Source organism: Campylobacter concisus (assembly GCF_902460875.1).
Taxonomy (GTDB): Bacteria; Campylobacterota; Campylobacteria; order Campylobacterales; family Campylobacteraceae; genus Campylobacter_A; species Campylobacter_A concisus_AA.
In genome coordinates this window covers 31,063-49,760 of sequence record NZ_CABPVR010000011.1, presented here as the reverse complement: position 1 = coordinate 49,760, position 18,698 = coordinate 31,063, and the positions used below count along the sequence as shown (strand labels likewise).

22 protein-coding genes and 1 pseudogene are annotated in these 18,698 nt (G+C 35.8%); 2 read left to right on the top strand and 21 right to left on the bottom strand.

The window, feature by feature from the left end; all coding sequences use genetic code 11:
• From F3H01_RS08165 to mqnP, 17 genes are all read right to left on the bottom strand, one after another.
• Window positions 1-275 (bottom strand): YraN family protein (locus F3H01_RS08165; RefSeq protein ID WP_149725437.1); only part of this gene is annotated, 275 nt, incomplete at its 3' end.
• 1 nt (window position 276) lies between these two features.
• Window positions 277-1,539 (bottom strand): homoserine dehydrogenase, encoded by a 1,263-nt coding sequence (locus F3H01_RS08160; protein ID WP_149725436.1) that lies wholly within the window; start codon window positions 1,537-1,539, stop codon window positions 277-279.
• Entirely contained in the window at window positions 1,536-2,744 is a 1,209-nt protein-coding gene (locus F3H01_RS08155; RefSeq protein WP_084109200.1) for an LL-diaminopimelate aminotransferase, read from the bottom strand. Before F3H01_RS08155 ends, F3H01_RS08160 begins: the two co-directional genes overlap by 4 nt.
• A gap of 9 nt (window positions 2,745-2,753) precedes the next feature.
• Entirely contained in the window at window positions 2,754-3,536 is a 783-nt protein-coding gene (locus F3H01_RS08150) for a hypothetical protein (RefSeq protein WP_149725435.1), read from the bottom strand.
• Window positions 3,530-4,471, bottom strand: coding sequence for a phosphatidylglycerophosphate synthase (locus tag F3H01_RS08145; protein ID WP_149725434.1), 942 nt, complete (start codon window positions 4,469-4,471; stop codon window positions 3,530-3,532). The genes F3H01_RS08150 and F3H01_RS08145 overlap by 7 nt, the downstream gene beginning before the upstream one ends.
• Complete coding sequence (rlmB, locus tag F3H01_RS08140) at window positions 4,464-5,144, bottom strand: 23S rRNA (guanosine(2251)-2'-O)-methyltransferase RlmB (RefSeq protein WP_149725433.1); 681 nt, start codon at window positions 5,142-5,144, stop codon at window positions 4,464-4,466. The genes F3H01_RS08145 and rlmB overlap by 8 nt, the downstream gene beginning before the upstream one ends.
• Before the next feature lie 111 nt (window positions 5,145-5,255).
• Window positions 5,256-6,071: a 16S rRNA (cytidine(1402)-2'-O)-methyltransferase gene (gene rsmI / locus F3H01_RS08135; RefSeq protein ID WP_149725432.1), complete on the bottom strand. Its 816-nt coding sequence runs from the start codon at window positions 6,069-6,071 to the stop codon at window positions 5,256-5,258.
• Between the two features lie 3 nt (window positions 6,072-6,074).
• The gene (gene rpmE / locus F3H01_RS08130; RefSeq protein WP_002942443.1) at window positions 6,075-6,275 is read right to left on the bottom strand and encodes a 50S ribosomal protein L31; all 201 of its coding nucleotides are present in this window, start codon (window positions 6,273-6,275) and stop codon (window positions 6,075-6,077) included.
• 83 nt (window positions 6,276-6,358) lie between these two features.
• Window positions 6,359-7,015, bottom strand: coding sequence for a 16S rRNA (uracil(1498)-N(3))-methyltransferase (locus F3H01_RS08125; RefSeq protein ID WP_149725431.1), 657 nt, complete (start codon window positions 7,013-7,015; stop codon window positions 6,359-6,361).
• Window positions 7,016-7,417: a hypothetical protein gene (locus F3H01_RS08120; RefSeq protein WP_149725430.1), complete on the bottom strand. Its 402-nt coding sequence runs from the start codon at window positions 7,415-7,417 to the stop codon at window positions 7,016-7,018.
• Window positions 7,414-7,617 (bottom strand): hypothetical protein, encoded by a 204-nt coding sequence (locus tag F3H01_RS08115; protein ID WP_103618729.1) that lies wholly within the window; start codon window positions 7,615-7,617, stop codon window positions 7,414-7,416. The genes F3H01_RS08120 and F3H01_RS08115 overlap by 4 nt, the downstream gene beginning before the upstream one ends.
• Window positions 7,617-8,198, bottom strand: coding sequence for a 6-pyruvoyl trahydropterin synthase family protein (locus tag F3H01_RS08110; protein WP_149725429.1), 582 nt, complete (start codon window positions 8,196-8,198; stop codon window positions 7,617-7,619). Before F3H01_RS08110 ends, F3H01_RS08115 begins: the two co-directional genes overlap by 1 nt.
• Window positions 8,198-8,953 carry a 7-carboxy-7-deazaguanine synthase QueE gene (locus F3H01_RS08105; RefSeq protein WP_103628325.1) on the bottom strand — a complete coding sequence of 252 codons (756 nt, stop codon included), beginning with the start codon at window positions 8,951-8,953 and terminating at the stop codon, window positions 8,198-8,200. Before F3H01_RS08105 ends, F3H01_RS08110 begins: the two co-directional genes overlap by 1 nt.
• Entirely contained in the window at window positions 8,953-9,921 is a 969-nt protein-coding gene (gene moaA, locus F3H01_RS08100) for a GTP 3',8-cyclase MoaA (protein WP_149725428.1), read from the bottom strand. The genes F3H01_RS08105 and moaA overlap by 1 nt, the downstream gene beginning before the upstream one ends.
• A 138-nt stretch (window positions 9,922-10,059) precedes the next feature.
• Complete coding sequence (locus F3H01_RS08095; RefSeq protein WP_149725427.1) at window positions 10,060-10,566, bottom strand: DUF6115 domain-containing protein; 507 nt, start codon at window positions 10,564-10,566, stop codon at window positions 10,060-10,062.
• A 9-nt stretch (window positions 10,567-10,575) separates the two neighbouring features.
• The gene (locus F3H01_RS08090; protein ID WP_103649570.1) at window positions 10,576-11,097 is read right to left on the bottom strand and encodes a hypothetical protein; all 522 of its coding nucleotides are present in this window, start codon (window positions 11,095-11,097) and stop codon (window positions 10,576-10,578) included.
• The gene (gene mqnP, locus F3H01_RS08085; RefSeq protein WP_107698271.1) at window positions 11,094-11,954 is read right to left on the bottom strand and encodes a menaquinone biosynthesis prenyltransferase MqnP; all 861 of its coding nucleotides are present in this window, start codon (window positions 11,952-11,954) and stop codon (window positions 11,094-11,096) included. The genes F3H01_RS08090 and mqnP overlap by 4 nt, the downstream gene beginning before the upstream one ends.
• Window positions 11,955-12,059: 105 nt before the next feature.
• Here mqnP and F3H01_RS08080 point away from each other — a divergent pair, with 105 nt between their 5' ends.
• Window positions 12,060-13,274: an FAD-dependent oxidoreductase gene (locus tag F3H01_RS08080; protein WP_149725426.1), complete on the top strand. Its 1,215-nt coding sequence runs from the start codon at window positions 12,060-12,062 to the stop codon at window positions 13,272-13,274.
• A gap of 2 nt (window positions 13,275-13,276) precedes the next feature.
• Entirely contained in the window at window positions 13,277-14,152 is an 876-nt protein-coding gene (miaA, locus tag F3H01_RS08075) for a tRNA (adenosine(37)-N6)-dimethylallyltransferase MiaA (protein ID WP_149725425.1), read from the top strand.
• Between the two features lie 30 nt (window positions 14,153-14,182).
• Here the strand turns inward: miaA and F3H01_RS08070 are convergent, their stop codons facing one another.
• From F3H01_RS08070 to F3H01_RS08055, 4 genes and pseudogenes are all read right to left on the bottom strand, one after another.
• On the bottom strand, window positions 14,183-15,175 hold the full coding sequence (locus F3H01_RS08070; protein WP_084109229.1) for an iron-sulfur cluster assembly scaffold protein: 993 nt from the start codon (window positions 15,173-15,175) through the stop codon (window positions 14,183-14,185).
• 18 nt (window positions 15,176-15,193) lie between these two features.
• The gene (locus F3H01_RS08065) at window positions 15,194-16,384 is read right to left on the bottom strand and encodes a NifS family cysteine desulfurase (RefSeq protein WP_149725424.1); all 1,191 of its coding nucleotides are present in this window, start codon (window positions 16,382-16,384) and stop codon (window positions 15,194-15,196) included.
• Window positions 16,385-16,780: 396 nt separating this feature from the next.
• Window positions 16,781-18,148: a thioredoxin reductase gene (locus F3H01_RS08060; RefSeq protein ID WP_149725423.1), complete on the bottom strand. Its 1,368-nt coding sequence runs from the start codon at window positions 18,146-18,148 to the stop codon at window positions 16,781-16,783.
• 3 nt (window positions 18,149-18,151) lie between these two features.
• Window positions 18,152-18,698, bottom strand: a pseudogene (locus tag F3H01_RS08055) (hypothetical protein); the annotation flags it as partial.

The window sequence follows — 18,698 nt, the reverse complement described above, 5'->3', positions numbered from 1 at the left end:
TCTCTATTTGGCTCATTTTTCATCATATAAAAATTTATAGTTTTTAAAATTTTTATATATTTTGCCTTATTTAGTCTATATTCTGCTTCATATTCTCCGCTAGTTGCTTTTACCTCTATGAAGTGTAAAATTTTATCACTACTTAGTGCGATAATGTCGATCTCACCAAATTTAGAGTGAAAATTTCTCTCTAAAATGACAAAACCAAGCTTTTGTAAAAATTCACACGCCCTATCTTCGGAGCTTTTGCCAAAGAGATACTCTTTTAGCCCCAAGCTACTCCTCGATTCTCATCATAAATGGCTCTTCTTTTATATACTCTTGTTCTTTTAAAATTTCAATTGTTCTTCTTACATCAGCCTCAAGACTCGTATGTGTCGTAAAAAACAATACCGCAAATTCGCTCTCATCTTTTGGTTTTTGAAGTATGCTATCGATCGACAAGTTATTTTCGCTCATTAAATTTGTGATCTTTGCTAGCACACCCATTTTATCTTCGACTTTTAATCTAAAGTAATACTTTGTCTTTATCCTATCGCGGTCAAGTAGCTCAAGCGTATTTAATTCAAACGGCGCTTTATATCCAAGCATCGGCGACTTACTATCTCTTGCGATGTCGATAAGATCACTAATGACCGCACTTGCTGTTGCGTCACCGCCAGCTCCAGGACCATAGTACATCGTCTCGCCAACGACCTCGCCAACGACGCTGATCGCATTTGTCACACCGCTTGCCTTTGCTATCATTTTATTTTGCGGCACAAGTGCTGGATGTACACGTAGTTCGATTTTACCCTCACTTTTTTTGGCGATAGCTAGAAGTTTTATTGAGTATTCGAAATCTTTTGCGAAAAATATATCCTCAGGTGTGATATTTTGAATACCTTCTATCAAGATATCCTCTGGATCGCCATGCACACCGTATGCGATACTAGCGAGGATGAGAAGCTTATGAGCCGTATCAAAGCCACCCACATCAAAAGTAGGATCAGCCTCAGCGTATCCAAGCTCTTGCGCCTTTTTAAGTGCGTCTTTAAAATTTGAGCCCTCATCCATCATCGAGGTTAGGATAAAGTTACTAGTTCCGTTTAGTATGCCATTTATGCTAACGATATGGTTTGCGCTCAAGCCTTCCCTTAAGGCTCTAATGATCGGCACCCCACCAGCTACACTTGCTTCAAAGCCAAATGGTGTATTTTTGGCTAAATTTTGCAAGGCGTATCTATGATAGGCTAAAAGTGCTTTGTTTGCAGTCACAACAGGTTTTTTTCGTTTTAAAATTTCACTCACAACCCTAAAAGGCTCTTCCACACCACCCATAAGTTCGACAAAAACATCGACATCATCGCGGTTTATAACGCTATTTATATCGTCAGTCAAAGGGATGCCAGCATTTCTTTTTTTATTTAAATTTCTGACCACTCCAACGACTGGTACGATCTCCTCACCACTTCTTGCTGCGATTAGCTTTTTGTTTTTTAGTAAAATTTTAGCAACTGACTCGCCAACGGTTCCAACGCCTAGTATCGCTACATTCATTCAAATTCTTTCAAATATTTTTTTATATTTCTAGCTGCTTGTCTTATTCTATTTTCGTTTTCGATAAGAGCTAGACGCACATAGTCGTTTCCGCCCTCGCCAAAACCAATACCCGGACTAACTGCGACTGATGCCTTTGTAAGAAGCTGCTTTGAAAACTCAAGACTACCTAAATGGCTAACTTTTGGTGGTAGTTTCGCCCAAATAAACATACTAGAGCTTGGTTTTTTAAGCTCCCAACCAGCCTGAGCAAAGGCCTCTATCATCACATCTCTTCTTTTTTCATAAATTTGGCGTATCTCTTCAACACAGCTCTGATCGCCGTCAAGTGCGACTGTGGCAGCCACTTGTATCGGCGTAAACATACCGTAATCAACCCATGATTTTATCTTTTTAAGTGCAGCACAAAGCCTTTTATTTCCGCACATAAAGCCAACTCTCCAGCCAGCCATATTGTAGCTTTTTGAAAGTGTATAGCACTCGACTGCGACATCTTTTGCACCATCGACCTCAAAGATACTTGGCGTTTTGTAGCCATCAAATGTAAGATCAGCGTAGGCGATGTCAGATATGACGTAAAATCTCTCTTGTTTTGCGATGCTTACAAGGCGCTCGTAAAAGCTCTTTTGCACTGTCACGGTCGTTGGATTGTGAGGGAAATTTACGACTACGTATTTTGGTTTTGGCGAGCTTGCGTGTATGGTTTGGATCAAATTTTCAAAAAATTTATTCTCATCTAACTCAAATTTATCATTATAGTGAAGTGGCATCTTTGCGACACTTCCGCCAGCAAATAAAAACGCTTGCGTGTGTATCGGATAAGCAGGATCAGGCACGATAGCCACATCGCCTGGGTTTATCACGGCTTGAGCTAGGTGAACAAAACCCTCTTTACTACCCATCGTGGCGACTGCTTCGGTATCTGGGTCTAAATTTACGCCGTATTTTCTCTTATACCAGTTGCAAATGGCAAGGCGGAGCTTGTAAATTCCAGCACTGGCTGAGTAGCCGTGAGTCTTGTCCTTTTGCGCGCTTTCACATAGTTTATCGACAATGTGCTGTGGCGTTCTGCCCTCAGGATTACCCATAGAAAAGTCGATGATGTCCTCGCCAGCTCTTCGTGCAGCCATTTTTATTGCATTTACTTCGGCAAAAACGTAGTTTGGCAAACGCTCAATTGTATTAAATCTTATCTCATCAAACACTGCTTACTCCTATTTTATAAGCTTGATAATTATCTCATTTTTTATATTATTTATATCAACATTGTCACTAATTAATGCATATTTTGCGCCTATTGCTAAATTTATAGAAACGGCGGTTTTTGCTTGCTCCTCTTTTATGGAGTCGATCTGATTTAAATTTTTATCATAAATTCTAACAAGTGGCATCCATCTATTTGACTCTTTTGATACGATATCCAGACTACTTGCACCCTCAACATCAATAAAATAAGTACCACCGCTTTTTAAAAGTGGTGTCTCTTCATCAAAATTTACCTTTGTAGCCTTAAGAATCATATTCTGAGCATCTAAAAATATCTCCAAATTCCCATCAACTCTATCAAATCCTAAAATTTTAAAACCGCTTTGACTAAGTGCTAAGCTTAATAAATTTGGATCTATTCCACCATTTTTTATGGCTGAAATTCCATAAGAAATTTGATCTCCATTTTTTAAAGAATTTATCCTTGAAATACTTATGTTGGCATCGTCTAGAGTTGAATTTATTGATTTTACAAATAATGTAGAAGGAACCTTTTGCTCGCTTATAAATTTTAAATTCAAACTATTTGAACTAAATGAAATGCTATCGTAACTCGAGTTTTGTTTTAATCTTGATACTAGCTCATTGACATTGAGTGAGCCATTTTGATCTAAATTTTCTAAAGAAATTTGCACATTTTCAACATTGCTTAAAGCACTTGCACTAGTTTGTAAGCTAAAAGCATATGCAAATACACTAAAAGCGGTAAAAATTGCTATTTTTCTTACCAAGATTTACCCTTGTTAAGTTCTACAAACTCATCATAACTCACAAATTTTATCTCTCCATTTTCTACTAAAAACCTAGCCGGGCGACTTGGATTGTATTTTGTCACCTTATCGCCGATCTTTAGCTCAATGTTGCCATTTCCGCAAACTACGAGCTGCCTTTGGTCTAAATTTATATTTATGCTTTTACTTGTGTCGCTTGATGTTTTTTGACCATTTTCAAGGTTGATGATGCCTATCCAAACGCGTTGTTTTGGTGTGATGACCGCCTCATTTAGTGGCTTTGTCACGTTTTGCTCTATCTTAGGAGCTGGCTGAGCTGCCATGCTTGGCTTTACAGCATTTTGCTCCATGTTCGCAGGACTTGTTGTCACATTTTGCTCAACTGGAGCTGAAATTTTTATGCTTGACACGTTTGCCTCTATTTTAGGGCTATTTTGAGAGATGGTGATATTTGTATCGATGATATTTTTCTTCACCTCATTTACTATGCTTGACTGCGAATAGCTCACGCTTTTATTCTCGTCATTTAAAAACGATAAAAAATTCTCAATATATTTGTAAGCATCAAAATGATATGCCCCACCAGCGATAATAGCTAAAATGATAAGCCAAAATAAAAATCCAATGCCGCCACTACCGCTTTGTTTTTGTATGGTAATATCTTTTGGAGTATAAGAAGAAATTTTTGGAGTAACTTTAGTTTTGTGACTCTCATCAGGGGTGTTTTCTTGCATAAAGGCATCATATTCAGCTAGCAACTCGCCCAAATCAACATCATATTCACGTTGTAAAATTTTGGCATAGCCTCTAATGTTTAAACGTGATAATTTTTCAAAATTTTTATCAAAAATATACTGTAAAAATGTGGGCTCAATATGCGTTTTGCGTGAAATTTCCTTTATGCCTATCTCTTTTAAATTCTCTAATTCATTCATCTATCATCCTGTCACAAATTATTGCAAAAGCTGCACTTACATTTAAGGAGTCCCAGCCCTCTTTTAACTTTATACCAATACACTCATCGCACTTTGCTAGAGCTTTTTGCGGTATGCCTTCGCCCTCTGAGCCCATCACCAAAGCTCTTTTACCGGCAAACTTCATCTCTTTTACATTTTTGCCATTACTTGCTGTTGCATAAATTTTAAAACCAAATTGCTTTAGTTCATTTAGCAAACTAAGCCCGTCTTCAAAAATCGCTATTGGTATCTCATAAGCAGCACCACTACTTGATCTTAAAACGCCTTGCATATTTACACTTTTTGCCACTATCACAAGGCCTTCGCAGCCTAGAGCATAGGCACTTCTAGCGATAGCACCGATATTGCCAACGTCGCTTATGCCGTAAAGAATGGCGATAAAATTTAGCTTTTTAAGCTCAGCAATGTCTAAAAATTCAAACTCACTAACATTCGCTAAAAAACCTTGATGGTTTCCACCGCGAGCTAAAGACTGTGCTTTTTGATTATCCACGCGGATGATTTTTTTGCCTGTGCCACAAATTTTAGAGAAGAGTTTTTTGTCACACTCTTTTGAGAGATATATCTCTTCTAGTATCTGTGGTCGCTTGTTCAAAATATGTAAAAATAGTTGTTTTCCGTATATTATCATGGTAACTTATGGTAGCTAAAGTCAATTAAAATTTAACTTATTTTTGTATGTAGCTAGAGTAAATTTTGCACTTTCGTTTTAGTATCACTTATTAGTTTTATAGCCTATAATTTAAGCTTTTATAAGCTCATCATATATCTTTTTTACATCTTCTCCAGTTATTTTGTTAAGCAATTTTGCTTTTACTTTTGGAGCAAGATCAAGCGAAAGTATCTCATCTTTTGTGATATTTTGAGTGGCTGTTTTGTCACTTTTTGAGATGACAATCGCCCACTCTCCACTTAAATTTGCTTTTTCTAAAATTTGGACTAAATTTTTGGCTCTATCCTTAAATTTAGTCTCAAATTTTTTTGTAGCCTCTTTTATGGCAAAAATTTCTCTCTCAGGTTCTAGATTTGTGATACTTTGTACTAAGCCTAGTATGCGTTTTGGGCTTTCGTAAATAACGGCTGGATAAGCTAAATTTAGAGCATTTTGGATAGCGAGGGCTCTATCTCTACCAGTGTTTGGCAAAAAGCCCAAAAAGACAAATTCCTTATCACAAAGTCCACTTGCGACTACACTTAAAAGTGCGGCATTTGCTCCACTTAAAATCTCATATTCAATGTTATTTTTTTGAGCGTATCTTACTAGGCTAACGCCTGGATCGCTGATACCTGGCATACCAGCATCGCTCATGTAGGCTACATTTTTGCTAAAAAAGTCATCACTTAAATTTACAAAAAAATCATTTTCGTTGTGAGTGTGAAGTGGAATAAATTTTGAAATATTTATACTTGCGTTAAAGCGTTCATTTAGCAAGTTTATAAGACTTTTGCAGACTCTTGTATCTTCGCAGATAGCTATCTCGCATTCACGCAAAATTCTAATCGCACGAAGCGAGATATCTTCTAAGTTTCCTATTGGAGTAGGAATAAAGTAGAGCAAGGCTTATTTTTGAGCGTATTTTTTCTTAAATTTCTCAACACGGCCAGCACTATCAACTATCTTTTCGCTGCCTGTGAAAAATGGGTGGCACTTATCGCAAATGTCAATTCTGATCTCGCTTTTGTTTGACTTTGTTTTAAAAGTGTTTCCGCAAGCACAAGTTACAGTGCAATCTACGTATTCTGGATGGATATCTTTTTTCATCATTTTTCCTTTATTATTTTTGGGCTAATTATCTACATTAAAAGTTGCTGATTATATAAAAAGAAATCTAAAAATCAAATAAATTAAGCTAGGAATTTTGCAGCCACTGAGATAACCGCAGTCTGTGATCTTAAAATATTTTTTGTATTTAGGCCGTAACTATTTTTAAATTTAGCCGTCTCTTCCTCACTAAATCCACCCTCTGGACCGATTATTAAAAACTCATCATCTTTTTTCTCATTTAAGTTTTTGCCACCGAAATTTATAGCTGAGACATTTTTATAAACACTCATTAGCTCGTCCAAATTTTTATAAATTTCAAACTCCATTAGTGAAGTTCGTCCGCACTGCTCGCAAGATAAAGCATTTATATAGTTTAGCCTTTCAATATCTATCTTAAAATTTGCTTGAGAAAATTTAGTATAGACAAAAGCTATTTTACCAACGCCAAGTTCATTTAAAAATGGCAATGTCTTTTCTATCGTCTTTGGATCGACGATAGCCCAAGCGATCGTAAAGTCGAATTTTTGCTCGCCATTTGAGCTGGCAAAGACAAGACTTAAGCTCGCACTTCGCCTATCAATCTCATCAATTTCATAAATATACTCTTTAAAGTCTCGTAAATTTCTAACACTTATTCGCTCACCAGCTTGCATTCTTCTAGCTTTTAGGTGCAAAAAAGCTTCATTTACTATCTTTAAGCTTTCATTACCTGCATTTTTATCATATAAAAATTTCATCTAAATCCCTGCAACTACAACTAAAACAAGATCACAAAATCCCTTAATAAGGGCGAATTTTTTAAATTTTTCTAAGTCGCCATTAGCTGCATAAATTTTTAGCCTTTTAAAACCTATAGCACTAAGTGCGATTAAAATTATTAAGATAATTAACATTTTTATGGCATTAAATTTAAACTCATATCCGTAATACGCCCATAAAATAAGTCCGGTTAGCACAAGAAAACTAAGTAGCATATGATAAATCGGTAAAAAATATCTTATACGAAGCACATAGTTTTTACTATTGCTACCAAACTGAGTAAGTATTAAATAAAGCACATTACAGGCAACTAGTGCATAAAAAAATATCACATGAAAAGGCAAAGTGTATGCAAAAAGTGAGGAGAGATGTTCGTTCATTTCTTCTCTTTAGAAGGCTCGTTCTCTTCGACGACTGGCTCAGGCGGGAGTTGTTCATCGATTGTGACATTTGCGTCTGGTTGAGCTATGGTCACATCACTAGGCACTGGCTCGCTAATATCATTTTTAGTCTCATCTTTATCTCCACAACCCGCAAATAGACCAGCTATAAATAAAAAAGAAGTTATAATTTTTTTCATCAAACGTCCTTTGGAATTTCTATTTTTAACCTATTTTTCATTTTCTCGAATAAATTTTTATCTTCCCACTCTTCTATGATAGCATCTGAAAATTTTATCTCATCTAGCTTTATCTCGCCCATTTGCGCATTTATGGCGTCCTCTTTAAAGCACTGTGCATAGCCTGTATCAGTCTCATGCACGATAATGCTATGAAGCTTCACTTCACGCTCACCGTTGTTCATCACACTAAGCTCAAGTAGTCTTTCTATGAGTACAAAAAATATGCGGCAAAACTGCTCTGCACTTGGATTTAGTGGGATCTCGATCCATCTTGCCGAGTGCTTTTTTAGATCATTTTTATACTCGTCATTATCGCCTGAAAATATTGTTGTAGCGTGATCAAAACTATCGATGATCGTTTTGATATTTTGCTTCATCAAGCCAAAATCATAAACCATGCCGGCGTTATCAAGAAAATTTGAGCTAAGTAAAATTTCAGCCACATAGCTGTGCCCGTGGACGCTAGTCCTACAACGCTTTGAGCTACAAAATCTCACAATATGTGCATTTTCAAATCTAAAAAGCTTTCTAATAATCATCAAACACCTTCTTTATCGCCCCAAAGCCTGATGTGGATACGCTCTGAATAATTAAATCCATGCTTTATGGCAAATTCTGCTGTTTTTAAAGCATTTTCGTTTAGCTCAGCTCTATTTGCTCCTATTGCCATACACCAAACTGGCAAATCCACTCTATTTTTTATATTTATAATCTCGTCCAACTCGCTTTTGTCAAAGTGCGAGAGGACAAATTTTAAAAAGCTGCTTCTTGCATTATTTTTAATAGCCAAAATAGCATCTAAATTTATGCGTTTTTGCTCGCTAACTCCGCTATTTACTAGCTTTACACCAAGTGCAAAGTGGCATTTTTTATAAATTTCATATTTAGCAAAATTAATTAAGATAGTGCCATTTGTCTCAAAATGCACTTCATAATCTTCAAGCAATTTCTTTACCAAATTTATAAAATTTTCATTTTCATGCCAGATGAGCGGCTCGCCACCGGTTAAAACAATGATCGGTTTTTGCATTAAGCCTTTGCATAGGTTGTCAACTATGCCTAAAATTTCATCTACACTGTAAATTTTATAATTAAAATGCCCTTTAAAAACAGCCCTTATGCTATCACATCCTAGTAAGCTTTCGCCAGTTTTTAAAGATTTTGTTTGCACGCCAAAGCCAGAGCAGTTTAAGTTGCAACCTAAAAAGCGTAAAAATATGGCGAGTCTGCCTTGGTAAGCTCCCTCGCCTTGAATACTTAAAAACGCTTCAACTAGCTCTAGCTCTTTGCTCATCAACCACCAGTTTGATAAAAGGCACGCGAAGAGGTTTCATTGTTAGCACCTATCGCCCATTTGTTCTCTTTTGGCTTGTTTGCTAGTACTTGCCTTAAAACTTCACTTGCAGCTACGATATCACCTTTTTCAACTGCTTTTTTGATACTAAGAGCCTCTTCAAAGTAAAGGCAAGGTATCAAAAGTCCCTCAGCACTTAGCCTGATACGGTTGCAACTCTCGCAAAAGTCGTGCTTGTGTGGATCTATGATGCCAAATTTATAACCATCATCAAGTCTATAAATAGACGCAGGCGCATTTGGTAGTTTTCCATCTTTTGTAACATTATATTTTTGTGAGATGATTTTTAAAATTTCGTCGCTGCTTAGCCCTTTTAGATCATCTTTTGCGTGTGAATTTTCCATATACTCAATAAATCTGATCTGAGAATCTCTAAATTTAGCAAACTCGAGCAAATTTACAAGCTCATCATCATTTACACCTTTTAGTGCAACAGTGTTGATTTTTACCTTTAATCCAGCATCATGAGCTGCTTCAAAGCCAGCTAAAACTTCGTGCAAGACGCTTTTTTGTGCGATAAATTTAGCCTTTTGCTCATTTAGTGTATCAAGCGACATATTTATGCGTTTTAGTCCGGCGTCTTTTAGCCTTTTGGCAAAGTGTGAAAGCATATAACCATTTGTAGTAAGCGCTAGATCAATGTTTGGATTATAATCACTTATCATCTTTATAAAAACGTCCAAATCCTTACGTACAAGCGGTTCGCCGCCAGTGATTCTTATCTTTTTTATACCTTCATCGATAGCCACTTTTACAAATAAAAATAGCTCTTCAAAGGTTAATAAATTCTCTCTTGGCGTCCAGCTAAATGGCGTTGTAGGCATACAATACCTACACCTAAAGTTGCAACGCTGAGTTACAGAAATCCTTAAATAATCAACAACCCGACCATATTTATCGATTAGCATAAAGCACCTTCTTAAGCTTGGTTAGAGCTTTTTATAATTTTTTCAATTATATGTTAAAAGATTTAAATCAAAATAAAAATTTAAGCCAATTTTTGTAGTTTAAGAGTAGATTAGTCTTTTTAAAATTAGCCTGTAAATTTAGGCTAATTTATGAAATTTAAGCACAAACTCGACTCGCCCCATTCCAACATGAAGGTCCTTTGCGATCATCGCTGCACTTTTTCCATCTTTAAACATTTTTAAAATTTGCTCTTCTTCATTGATGACGCTTGGTGCGATTTTATTAATATCTCTTGTTCGCTCTTCAAGACTAACTATCCTATCTTTTTGCTCTGTTGCAAAATCATCAATTACTCGCTCAATGCTCTTAATCGCACGAATTATTGGCACAATTTTCTCATTTATTTGCAAATCAATATTTTCTTTTATCTGTTTTTTAAGTGGCTCATATTGTTCACTATTTTTAAACGCCTCGCCCTCAAGCATTGAAATTTGCTTTTTTAGATTGAAATTTTCTTGCATAACGCTTTCTATCGCTCGCTCAAATCTCGCAAATTTTTTATTTGTCTCACTATCTTTTATAAACATCAAAGCTACTATTATCGCCAAAACGATACCAAAGCCTAAAAAAATATAAATTTCCATATTTTTCCTTTACGAATTCGCTCTCATTTCTCTTATCATTACACGCTCTCTAGCTGTTACGTAAGCGTTCCAGTCGGCTTCATCCTCTTCGTGCATATTTTCTATCTTTGCTAAATTTTTACTAATAGCTCTTAAATAAAGACTCAAATTTCTCTTTGGAAAGATAGGCATAGCAATCCTTGCGTAGTAAATTTCATCTTTTATAAATTTTTCTTCGCTTATTTTGATGTGTGTAAAGCCTATTTCTTCAATACTCGCTCTCTCTTTTAGTGGCAAATATTGCTTATGTTCATTTTTAATATAATCACTCAGCGCATCAACTTTTCTATGAAGTTCGATTAATAAAGTTAATAAAACTTGATCGCTCTCTTTGGTTTCGCCACGTGATTTAGCTCGTTTTAGCCAAGCCCCAAGCGCATCCTCTTCGCCCGGCAAGATGGAGTCAAACTCTCTTTTAAATTTCTCGCTCCCATCTTTATCAGACTCAAATTCCATATCAAGAGGTGCTTTAAACAGCTTAATCTCACTCATAATACGCTAATCCAAACAAAGATAAAAAATAAAATTCCCAAATAGCCATTTAACGTAAAAAATGCTCTATCTATCTTGCTAAAGTCGCGTCTTACGATTCTATGCTCAAAAAATAAGATCACACCACTTACTAAAATTCCAAAAAATGCCATCGCTCCAAGCCCAGCCGCCCAAGCAAAAAGTAGCCAAAATATAAAAGCTAAAGCGTGAAAAATAGCCGATAAAAAAAGTGTGGCCTTGTCGCCGTAAATAGCTGGTATGCTAAAGAGCTTGTTTTCTTTATCAAATTTCATATCCTGAAGTGAGTAAAGCAAGTCAAATCCAGCTACCCAAAATGTCACACCAAGGCAAAGTAGCACACTCCAAAGCGGTATAGCAGCGCTCACTGCGACCACGCCAGCGATTGGAGCAAGACCTAGGCTAAGGCCAAGCACTAGGTGCGCTAGCTCACTAAAGCGTTTAAATAGCGAATACCCACCAAGAATAGCTAAAATAGGAAAACTTAGCCAAAATGCGAGCGAATTTATAAAATAAGCGCATGCGATAAAAATAAAAGCATTTGCCACTATAAAAAGCTGCATATTGCTCCTACCGATACGACCATCAACGCTTGGACGGCTTGCAGTTCGCGGATTTAGCTTATCGATATCTTCATCTTTGTATCTATTAAAAGCCATAGCAAAATTTCTAGCACTAACAGCGCAAAAAGTACCTAGAATAAGTAGTTTAAAGCCAAACCAAGCTGAGCCACTTTCTATCTTGCTAGCAACTATCATCGCAACAAAAATAAAAGGCAAAGCAAAAACAGAATGCTTAAAAACGATAAGTTCAGCGATAATTTTTAATTTTTCTATCATTTGATAAATTTCCATTTTCTTTAAAAATGGTTGATTTTACACCATTTTGCTTTAAATTTGAATTTATATTATCATTACAAGATTAATTTAAAACAAAGGGTTATTATGGGCAAAGTAGCGATTATTGGAGATAGTTTTAGTGCGTTATTTACGGCTTACGAATTAGCTAAAAAGGGTGAAGAAATTTTAATTATTAGCAACCAAAAAGATGATTTTACAAATGGAATTTTAACGCCTTTTGGCACACACGCTCTTGCAAAAGATGGAGCGATATCTAGCTCATTTATGGGGCTAGTTAGCAAAAAAAGCGAGCTTGATATAAGTATTTGCTTAAATGAAAATTTTAGAGCTTGGATGACAAATTTTACACTTAAATCAACCAAAGCTCACGACAAAAAGATGCAAATTTTGTTTTCAAAATTTGGTAAGAAAAACTTTGAAATTTTAAGAGATTTAAACAACAAATATCCGCAGATAAATTTCGATGAGAGCGGTGTTTATCTACTTTTTAGCGATGATGAAAGCTTTAAAAAAAGGCTTGATGAGATAAAGGTTGCCCATAGCGAGCAAGAAATTTTAAGCGTAGATAAAGAGCTTGCAAATTTTGGGCTAATAAATAAAAACATAAAAGGCGCTATAAATTTAGCCAACAACGCAAGCATTGATACAAATGAGCTCAAAAAAGCTTTGATAAACGAGCTAAATTCTCTTGGGGTAAAATTTATAAATGATGAAATTTATGAGCTAAAAACGCAAGGACAAATAGTGCAAAAAGCTATTGGTAATAACGGCGAATATGAGGCTGATAACTTTGTGATCGCTTCAAAAAATTTAGAGCTTTCAAATAAGCTAGGCACGAGCTTAAATGCGATTTTGGCTAAATTTTACACCATTGATCTTAGCCTAAACGAAGGGCAAATCCCTAAAAAACCAATCATTTTAAATGATCTATTTGCCAAAATTTATCCAACTAAAAATGGCGTTATGATTATTACAAATTTACAAGTCGGCGCTATCGATACGCTTGTTAAAACTGAAAAGATTAATGCATTTTTAAATGAACTAAAGATACATCTTGGTATAAGCGAGCTAAAAGAGCCTAGCTTTAGGGCAAACTACGTACTTCTTAGCTCAAACGATAAACCAGCTCTTGGACGCGATAACATATATAGTAACTTGATCTATAACCAAGCTTATGGACTAAATGAACTTAGTTTTGCTCCGTATTTTGCCGGTGTTTTGGCTAGTCTTATAAAAGATAGCAAAAATAACGAGGAAAATGATGAAATTTTACTCTTTAGCTCGTTTTACGAGGGCTAGACTTGTTTAAAGAATTTGCAATAATTGGCACCACGGCAAGTGGCAAAAGCGATCTTGCATTTGAGCTTGCAAAGAAGCTTAATGGCATCATCTTGAGTCTTGATTCACTTGCACTTTATAAAGAGATAGATATCGCCAGTGCAAAGCCAAATAAAGAGCAGCTTGAAGCCATAAAACACTTTGGTGTAGATGAAATTTATCCTGATGAAGAATTTAGCGTTGGGGCATTTTTTGAAATTTATAAAAATGCAAAGGAATTTGCGCGCTTACAAGACTGTCCACTCATCATCACAGGAGGCAGCGGCTTTTATCTAAAATCAATGCTTAGCGGACTTGCGCCAGATGTGCCAAAATGTGAGCCAAATTTAAGCAATGAAGAAATTTACGAGCTAGCTGTAAAAATCGATCCTGAGTTTGCAAGCAAATTTAGCCAAAACGACTCTTATCGCCTCGAAAAGTGGTATCAAATTTATAAATTTAGTAACCAAATCCCAAGCATTTGGCTAAGAGAAAATACTAAAGAGAGCATCATAAAAGAGCTAGCGATATTTGAAATTTTATGGGATAAAGATGAGCTTAGAGAACGTATCAAAAAGAGAACAAAAGGTATGCTTGAAGCTGGGCTCATAGATGAGGCAAAATTTTTGTTTAATAAATACAAAAGTGAGCCAAAACCACTAAAATCAATAGGCTTAAAAGAGTGCAAGCAATTTTTAGATAAAGAAATTTCTCAAAACGAGCTTGAAGAGCTCATAGCTACGCACACGGCTCAGTTAGCAAAACGTCAGCGAACCTTTAATCGCTCACAGTTTGAAAAAAAATTTGTAGGTGATTTGAACCAAATTAGAAGTGAAATTTTAAAATTTTTAAGAGAATAAAAACTAGCCCACAAGGGCTAGTTAATAAAATCAAATAGGCATAACCCTAATTTTTGGACTTAAGCTCTCTTGCAAGACATTTTCAATCGCATAAAGAGTACCAGTTGAGCCACTTGCACAGCCTGAGCAAGCACCAAGATAGCGGATGTAAATATCAGTATTTTCGCCGTTATCATTTCTGATATCTAAAATTTCTAAATTTCCACCATCCATCTCGAGCATTGGGCGAATTTCTTTATCTATGACAGACTCTACCGCTTTTAACTGCCCTACCATCGTCATATTTTCAAAGCTAATGTCGCCTAAAGTATGATTTGCTTGGGCATTTGCCTGAGCTTCGATCTTCTCACGCTCCATTTCAGCCCTAGTATCACGCAAAATATCCACCAAATAATATTCTCTTTTTTCATGGCCACCAGGCTTTACGCAAGACTTGCAAAACGCACCAGCTTTGGTGTATTGCGTGATCTCCTCTACTGTGTGAAGGTCATTTAGTCTTATCACTTCTTTAATCGTACCAAGGCTTACCCTAGCGCACTCGCAAACGATGATCTCATCTTCAAAATGCTCTGGGTCTATGCCTTTATAGCTTGCGGCTGCTGCTTTTATAACATCATACGCCATAACTGAGCAGTGCATCTTTTGAGGCGGGACAGCCGGTGTTTCTGGGTTGTCACGCATAGCTCTTTCAACATCTAAATTTGTTATCTTGACAGCTTCATCGACCGTTTTGCCAATACAAAGCTCAGCCATCGTATCAGAGCTAGCTATCGCTGTGCCACAGCCAAAGCTTTTAAATTTAGCATCTATTATTTTGTCTGTCTTTTCATCAACAAGCCAGTATAGCCTAACCGCATCACCGCAGCTTTCTGCACCGAAGTCAGCCACAATAAGCTTTGCGTTTGCCTTTTTAGCATCTTCTTCAGTTATCTCTCCCATAAATTTAGGATTATTCATCCTATCTTGCACTACCTTAGAATACTCATCCCAGATAGAGCCTCCGATCAAATTATTCTTTGCCATGTTATTTTCCTTTAAATTTTATAATCCACTCTTATGCCATTCTGGGGCGTAGGCAAATGTACTAGAGATACCTCTTAGTCTATTTACTGCTTTTGTTATGTGCTCGATCGCATAATCAATCTCTTCTTCTGTATTAAATCTAGAAAGAGATAGTCTAAGTGCGGTGTGAGCTAGCTCTTTATCTGCCCCTATAGCCTCCATTATTGGGTTACTCTCTAATGTTTCACTTGCACATGCTGAGCCAGTTGAAGCTGCGATGCCAGCTTTGTTTAGATCCCAAAGCATAGCTTCACCTTCAACGCCTTTTATAGAAGCCAAAATGGTATTTGGCACACGTTGTTCTTTTTTTCCTACAACGCTAACGTCAGGAATTTTTAAAATTGCATCTTCAAGCTTATCACGCAAACGGCGAACATGAGAGTGCTCATAATCCATAAATTTATTTGCCAGTTCAAGTGCTTTACCCATGCCGATGATGCCAGGAACATCAAGCGTGCCGCTTCTGCGTCCGCCCATATGCTCGCCGCCATGAAGCAAGCTACTTAGTGGCATACTATTTTTTATAAATAGTGCTCCAACACCCTTTGGTCCGTGAAATTTATGCGCAGAAAAGCTTAAAAAATCAACGTCAAGGTCTTGAACATTTATCTTTATCTTTCCAACTGCTTGAACGGCATCCGTATGAAATAAAGCCCCATATTCATGAGCGATACTGGCAAGCTCTTTTACAGGAAAGATCATGCCAGTTTCGTTATTTGCACTCATTATAGAAACAAGTGCTACATTCTCATCCATTACAGCTCTTAGTTGTTCTGGTGTGACTATGCCGTCGTTATTTACATCTAAAATAGTAAGCTCTACGCCATATTTTTCTAAAAATTTACAAGTCGCCAAAATAGCTGGATGCTCAACTGCGGTTGTTACGATACGCTTTTTCTCGCCAGTTGCTATTTTGTCAAAGTAGATGCCTTTTACTACCCAGTTGTTGCTCTCAGTTGCACATGAGGTAACGACGATGTCATCGCTATCTTTTGCGTTTAGTCCGGTGTAGAGTTGATCTAGCGCTGTTCTTAAAGCTGGATGTGTTTCAGAGCCAAATTTATGAAGTGAATTTGGATTGCCGTATTTTTCACAAAAATATGGTTTCATAAGCTCAAAAGATTCAGGATCAACCATTGTTGTAGCGTTATTGTCTAAATATACTCTCAAATTTAAAACCTTAATTAGGATAAAAAATATCCTTTTTATTTTTGATGGGATATTATAACAAAAAAGTTAAAAGCAAGTTTAAAAATATGCTTTAATTTTTTCAAAATTTAGCTCATTTTGATATTAAAATATATTGAAATTCTTTATCAAAATTTGTATAGAACGCTATTTGCGATTTTTCTTATAAAAAGGTCTAATTATCTCTTAAAATTAATTTATTTTTTTAAGTTAATAGTACGATAAATATATTGCTTACATACATTATCTCTTTATAGTTTTCTTCTAGTTTTTCATATGAGGTTTTATAAAGTTCTATTAGGCCGGTTATCATGGAGATGCCTATGTCTTTTATTTATATTTGGCTCCGTTTGGAGCCATAGATATTAAATTTATCCTTTAATCCTTTATATTATGCTCTTTGGCATAGCTTAGTATCTTAGCTCTAAGATCTTCAGGAAAACTTTCTCTATACATTACTGGTGTTAGTGGATTTAGCTTTTTGTCTAATTTACCTGCTTCATATAGTCTTGTTAGCTCTTCAGGTGTGTTATAGTATGGTGCATTAGGATAGCCCTCAGGTGGAGTTAGGGACATTATTTTTGATTCTAGGATGGTGGAGTCGATATAGAGATCTATGTCTCTATCTGTCATTTTGTTTGGAAACCCTTTTTTATCAAATCTAGTTGTAAAATGAGGCATTTCAGCTTTTAAGTAAGACATAAATTCTTCTCTTGTAGTCTCGTTTGCATCAAGGTCTCTAGGGTCTAGTAATTTACCTTTATCTTCTACGAGTTCTCTTAAAAATTTATGTGTTGTTCCTTCTGGATCAAATGCTACTCCGTCCCTATTAAAATCCATCACAAAGTAATTACCTACTATTTCATCTAGATAAGGCATCATGCCATATTCATCTAGTGGAGGGTTTTTAAACAATTTTTCAAATTTTATTTTTGTTTGTAAGTCTTTATTTGAGCCTGATATATAAGATGAAGAAGAAAAGTATCTAGCTAGCACTTTTAAAGCATCTAATTCTCCTAGTTGGGCCGCTAAAAATACTGCTTGTCTAGCTCTTGTCTTAAATCCAGAGTTATTTAATACAGTAGCCGAAGAAAATGATCGTCTATCTCCTAACATACCTGCACAAATTCTCCACTCGCCACTAAATAATCTTGATTTTAATGTATTTTTATTTCTATCTACTTCATCATAAATTTCGGCATATTCTGGTTTAGTTAGTTTGCCTATACTATCTACTCTAGCTATTGCATCTTCAGGAATATCTATCATAGTGCATTTTAGATTACTTCTTTTTACTAGATAGATATATCTATCTCTTTTATCTTTTAAGCTTTCATAGTAAGCTTTTTCTGATTTAGTCCAAGGTGATAGTTTAGTTGAGCTTGGTTTATAGCTAATATCTAGCCATGGTTTAAATGATAGATAGTCTGTTTGACCTAAAGAGTTTGGTTTAGGGTTATAGTATAGTGGTTTATAGTTTTTATATGGAGATGAGTCTAGGATGGAGCGAGCTTGAAGAAGCATTTGGGAGTGCTCTTTTACACCTATAGTCTCACTCCCATAATCAAGAGGTGAGACTGATAAATTTGTATTTTTATCAAATGGTATTTCCATTCCATTTGGAGCTATAACCATATATGTATTATTGTTATCCATTAAATTTCCTTTATTCATTCTTTTATTTATTGCTATTAGTGATATGGCTATTACTAAGACAGCTAAAGCTGTAAATATAATCTTCTTCATCTTTTATCCTATATACAAGCCATCTTCCATGACTATGGTGGTGGCTAAACGACCGATTAGGCGAGGAGGGATATTTTCTTTAGCCTTATCTTTTAAATCGACCTTACACCCCACATACATACCCTTTACATTATTATTGCCTATAACGTCTAATGCTTTTAGTAGTCTTCTTGATTTATTATCCACTTCTGATCCATTAGTGTTTAAATTTCCATTTTTAAAGTCTTCTAGTATCTCCATAGCTTCGTTGTATTTGTCTATTGGCAGGTCAGTACCCTCTTCGACGCCCTGACTATATAAATCATAAATTTTTTCTCTTTGTTTTATATCTATTGAGTTTGATGGGCTTATATCTAGTTCTCTTTTAACCCCTTGCAGCATAAGCTCTTTTGGTGCATATGCTAGTTTCTTGTTTCTTTTGTTTAGGTTGTTAAAGAACTCTTCATCAGTTTTATTGTCTGTTCTTAGCTCATCTAGGCATAGATAAGATATCATAGTATCTAGACTTATATCTTTTGATAGATTAGAGTCTAGTTTGTTTGTAGTGGTA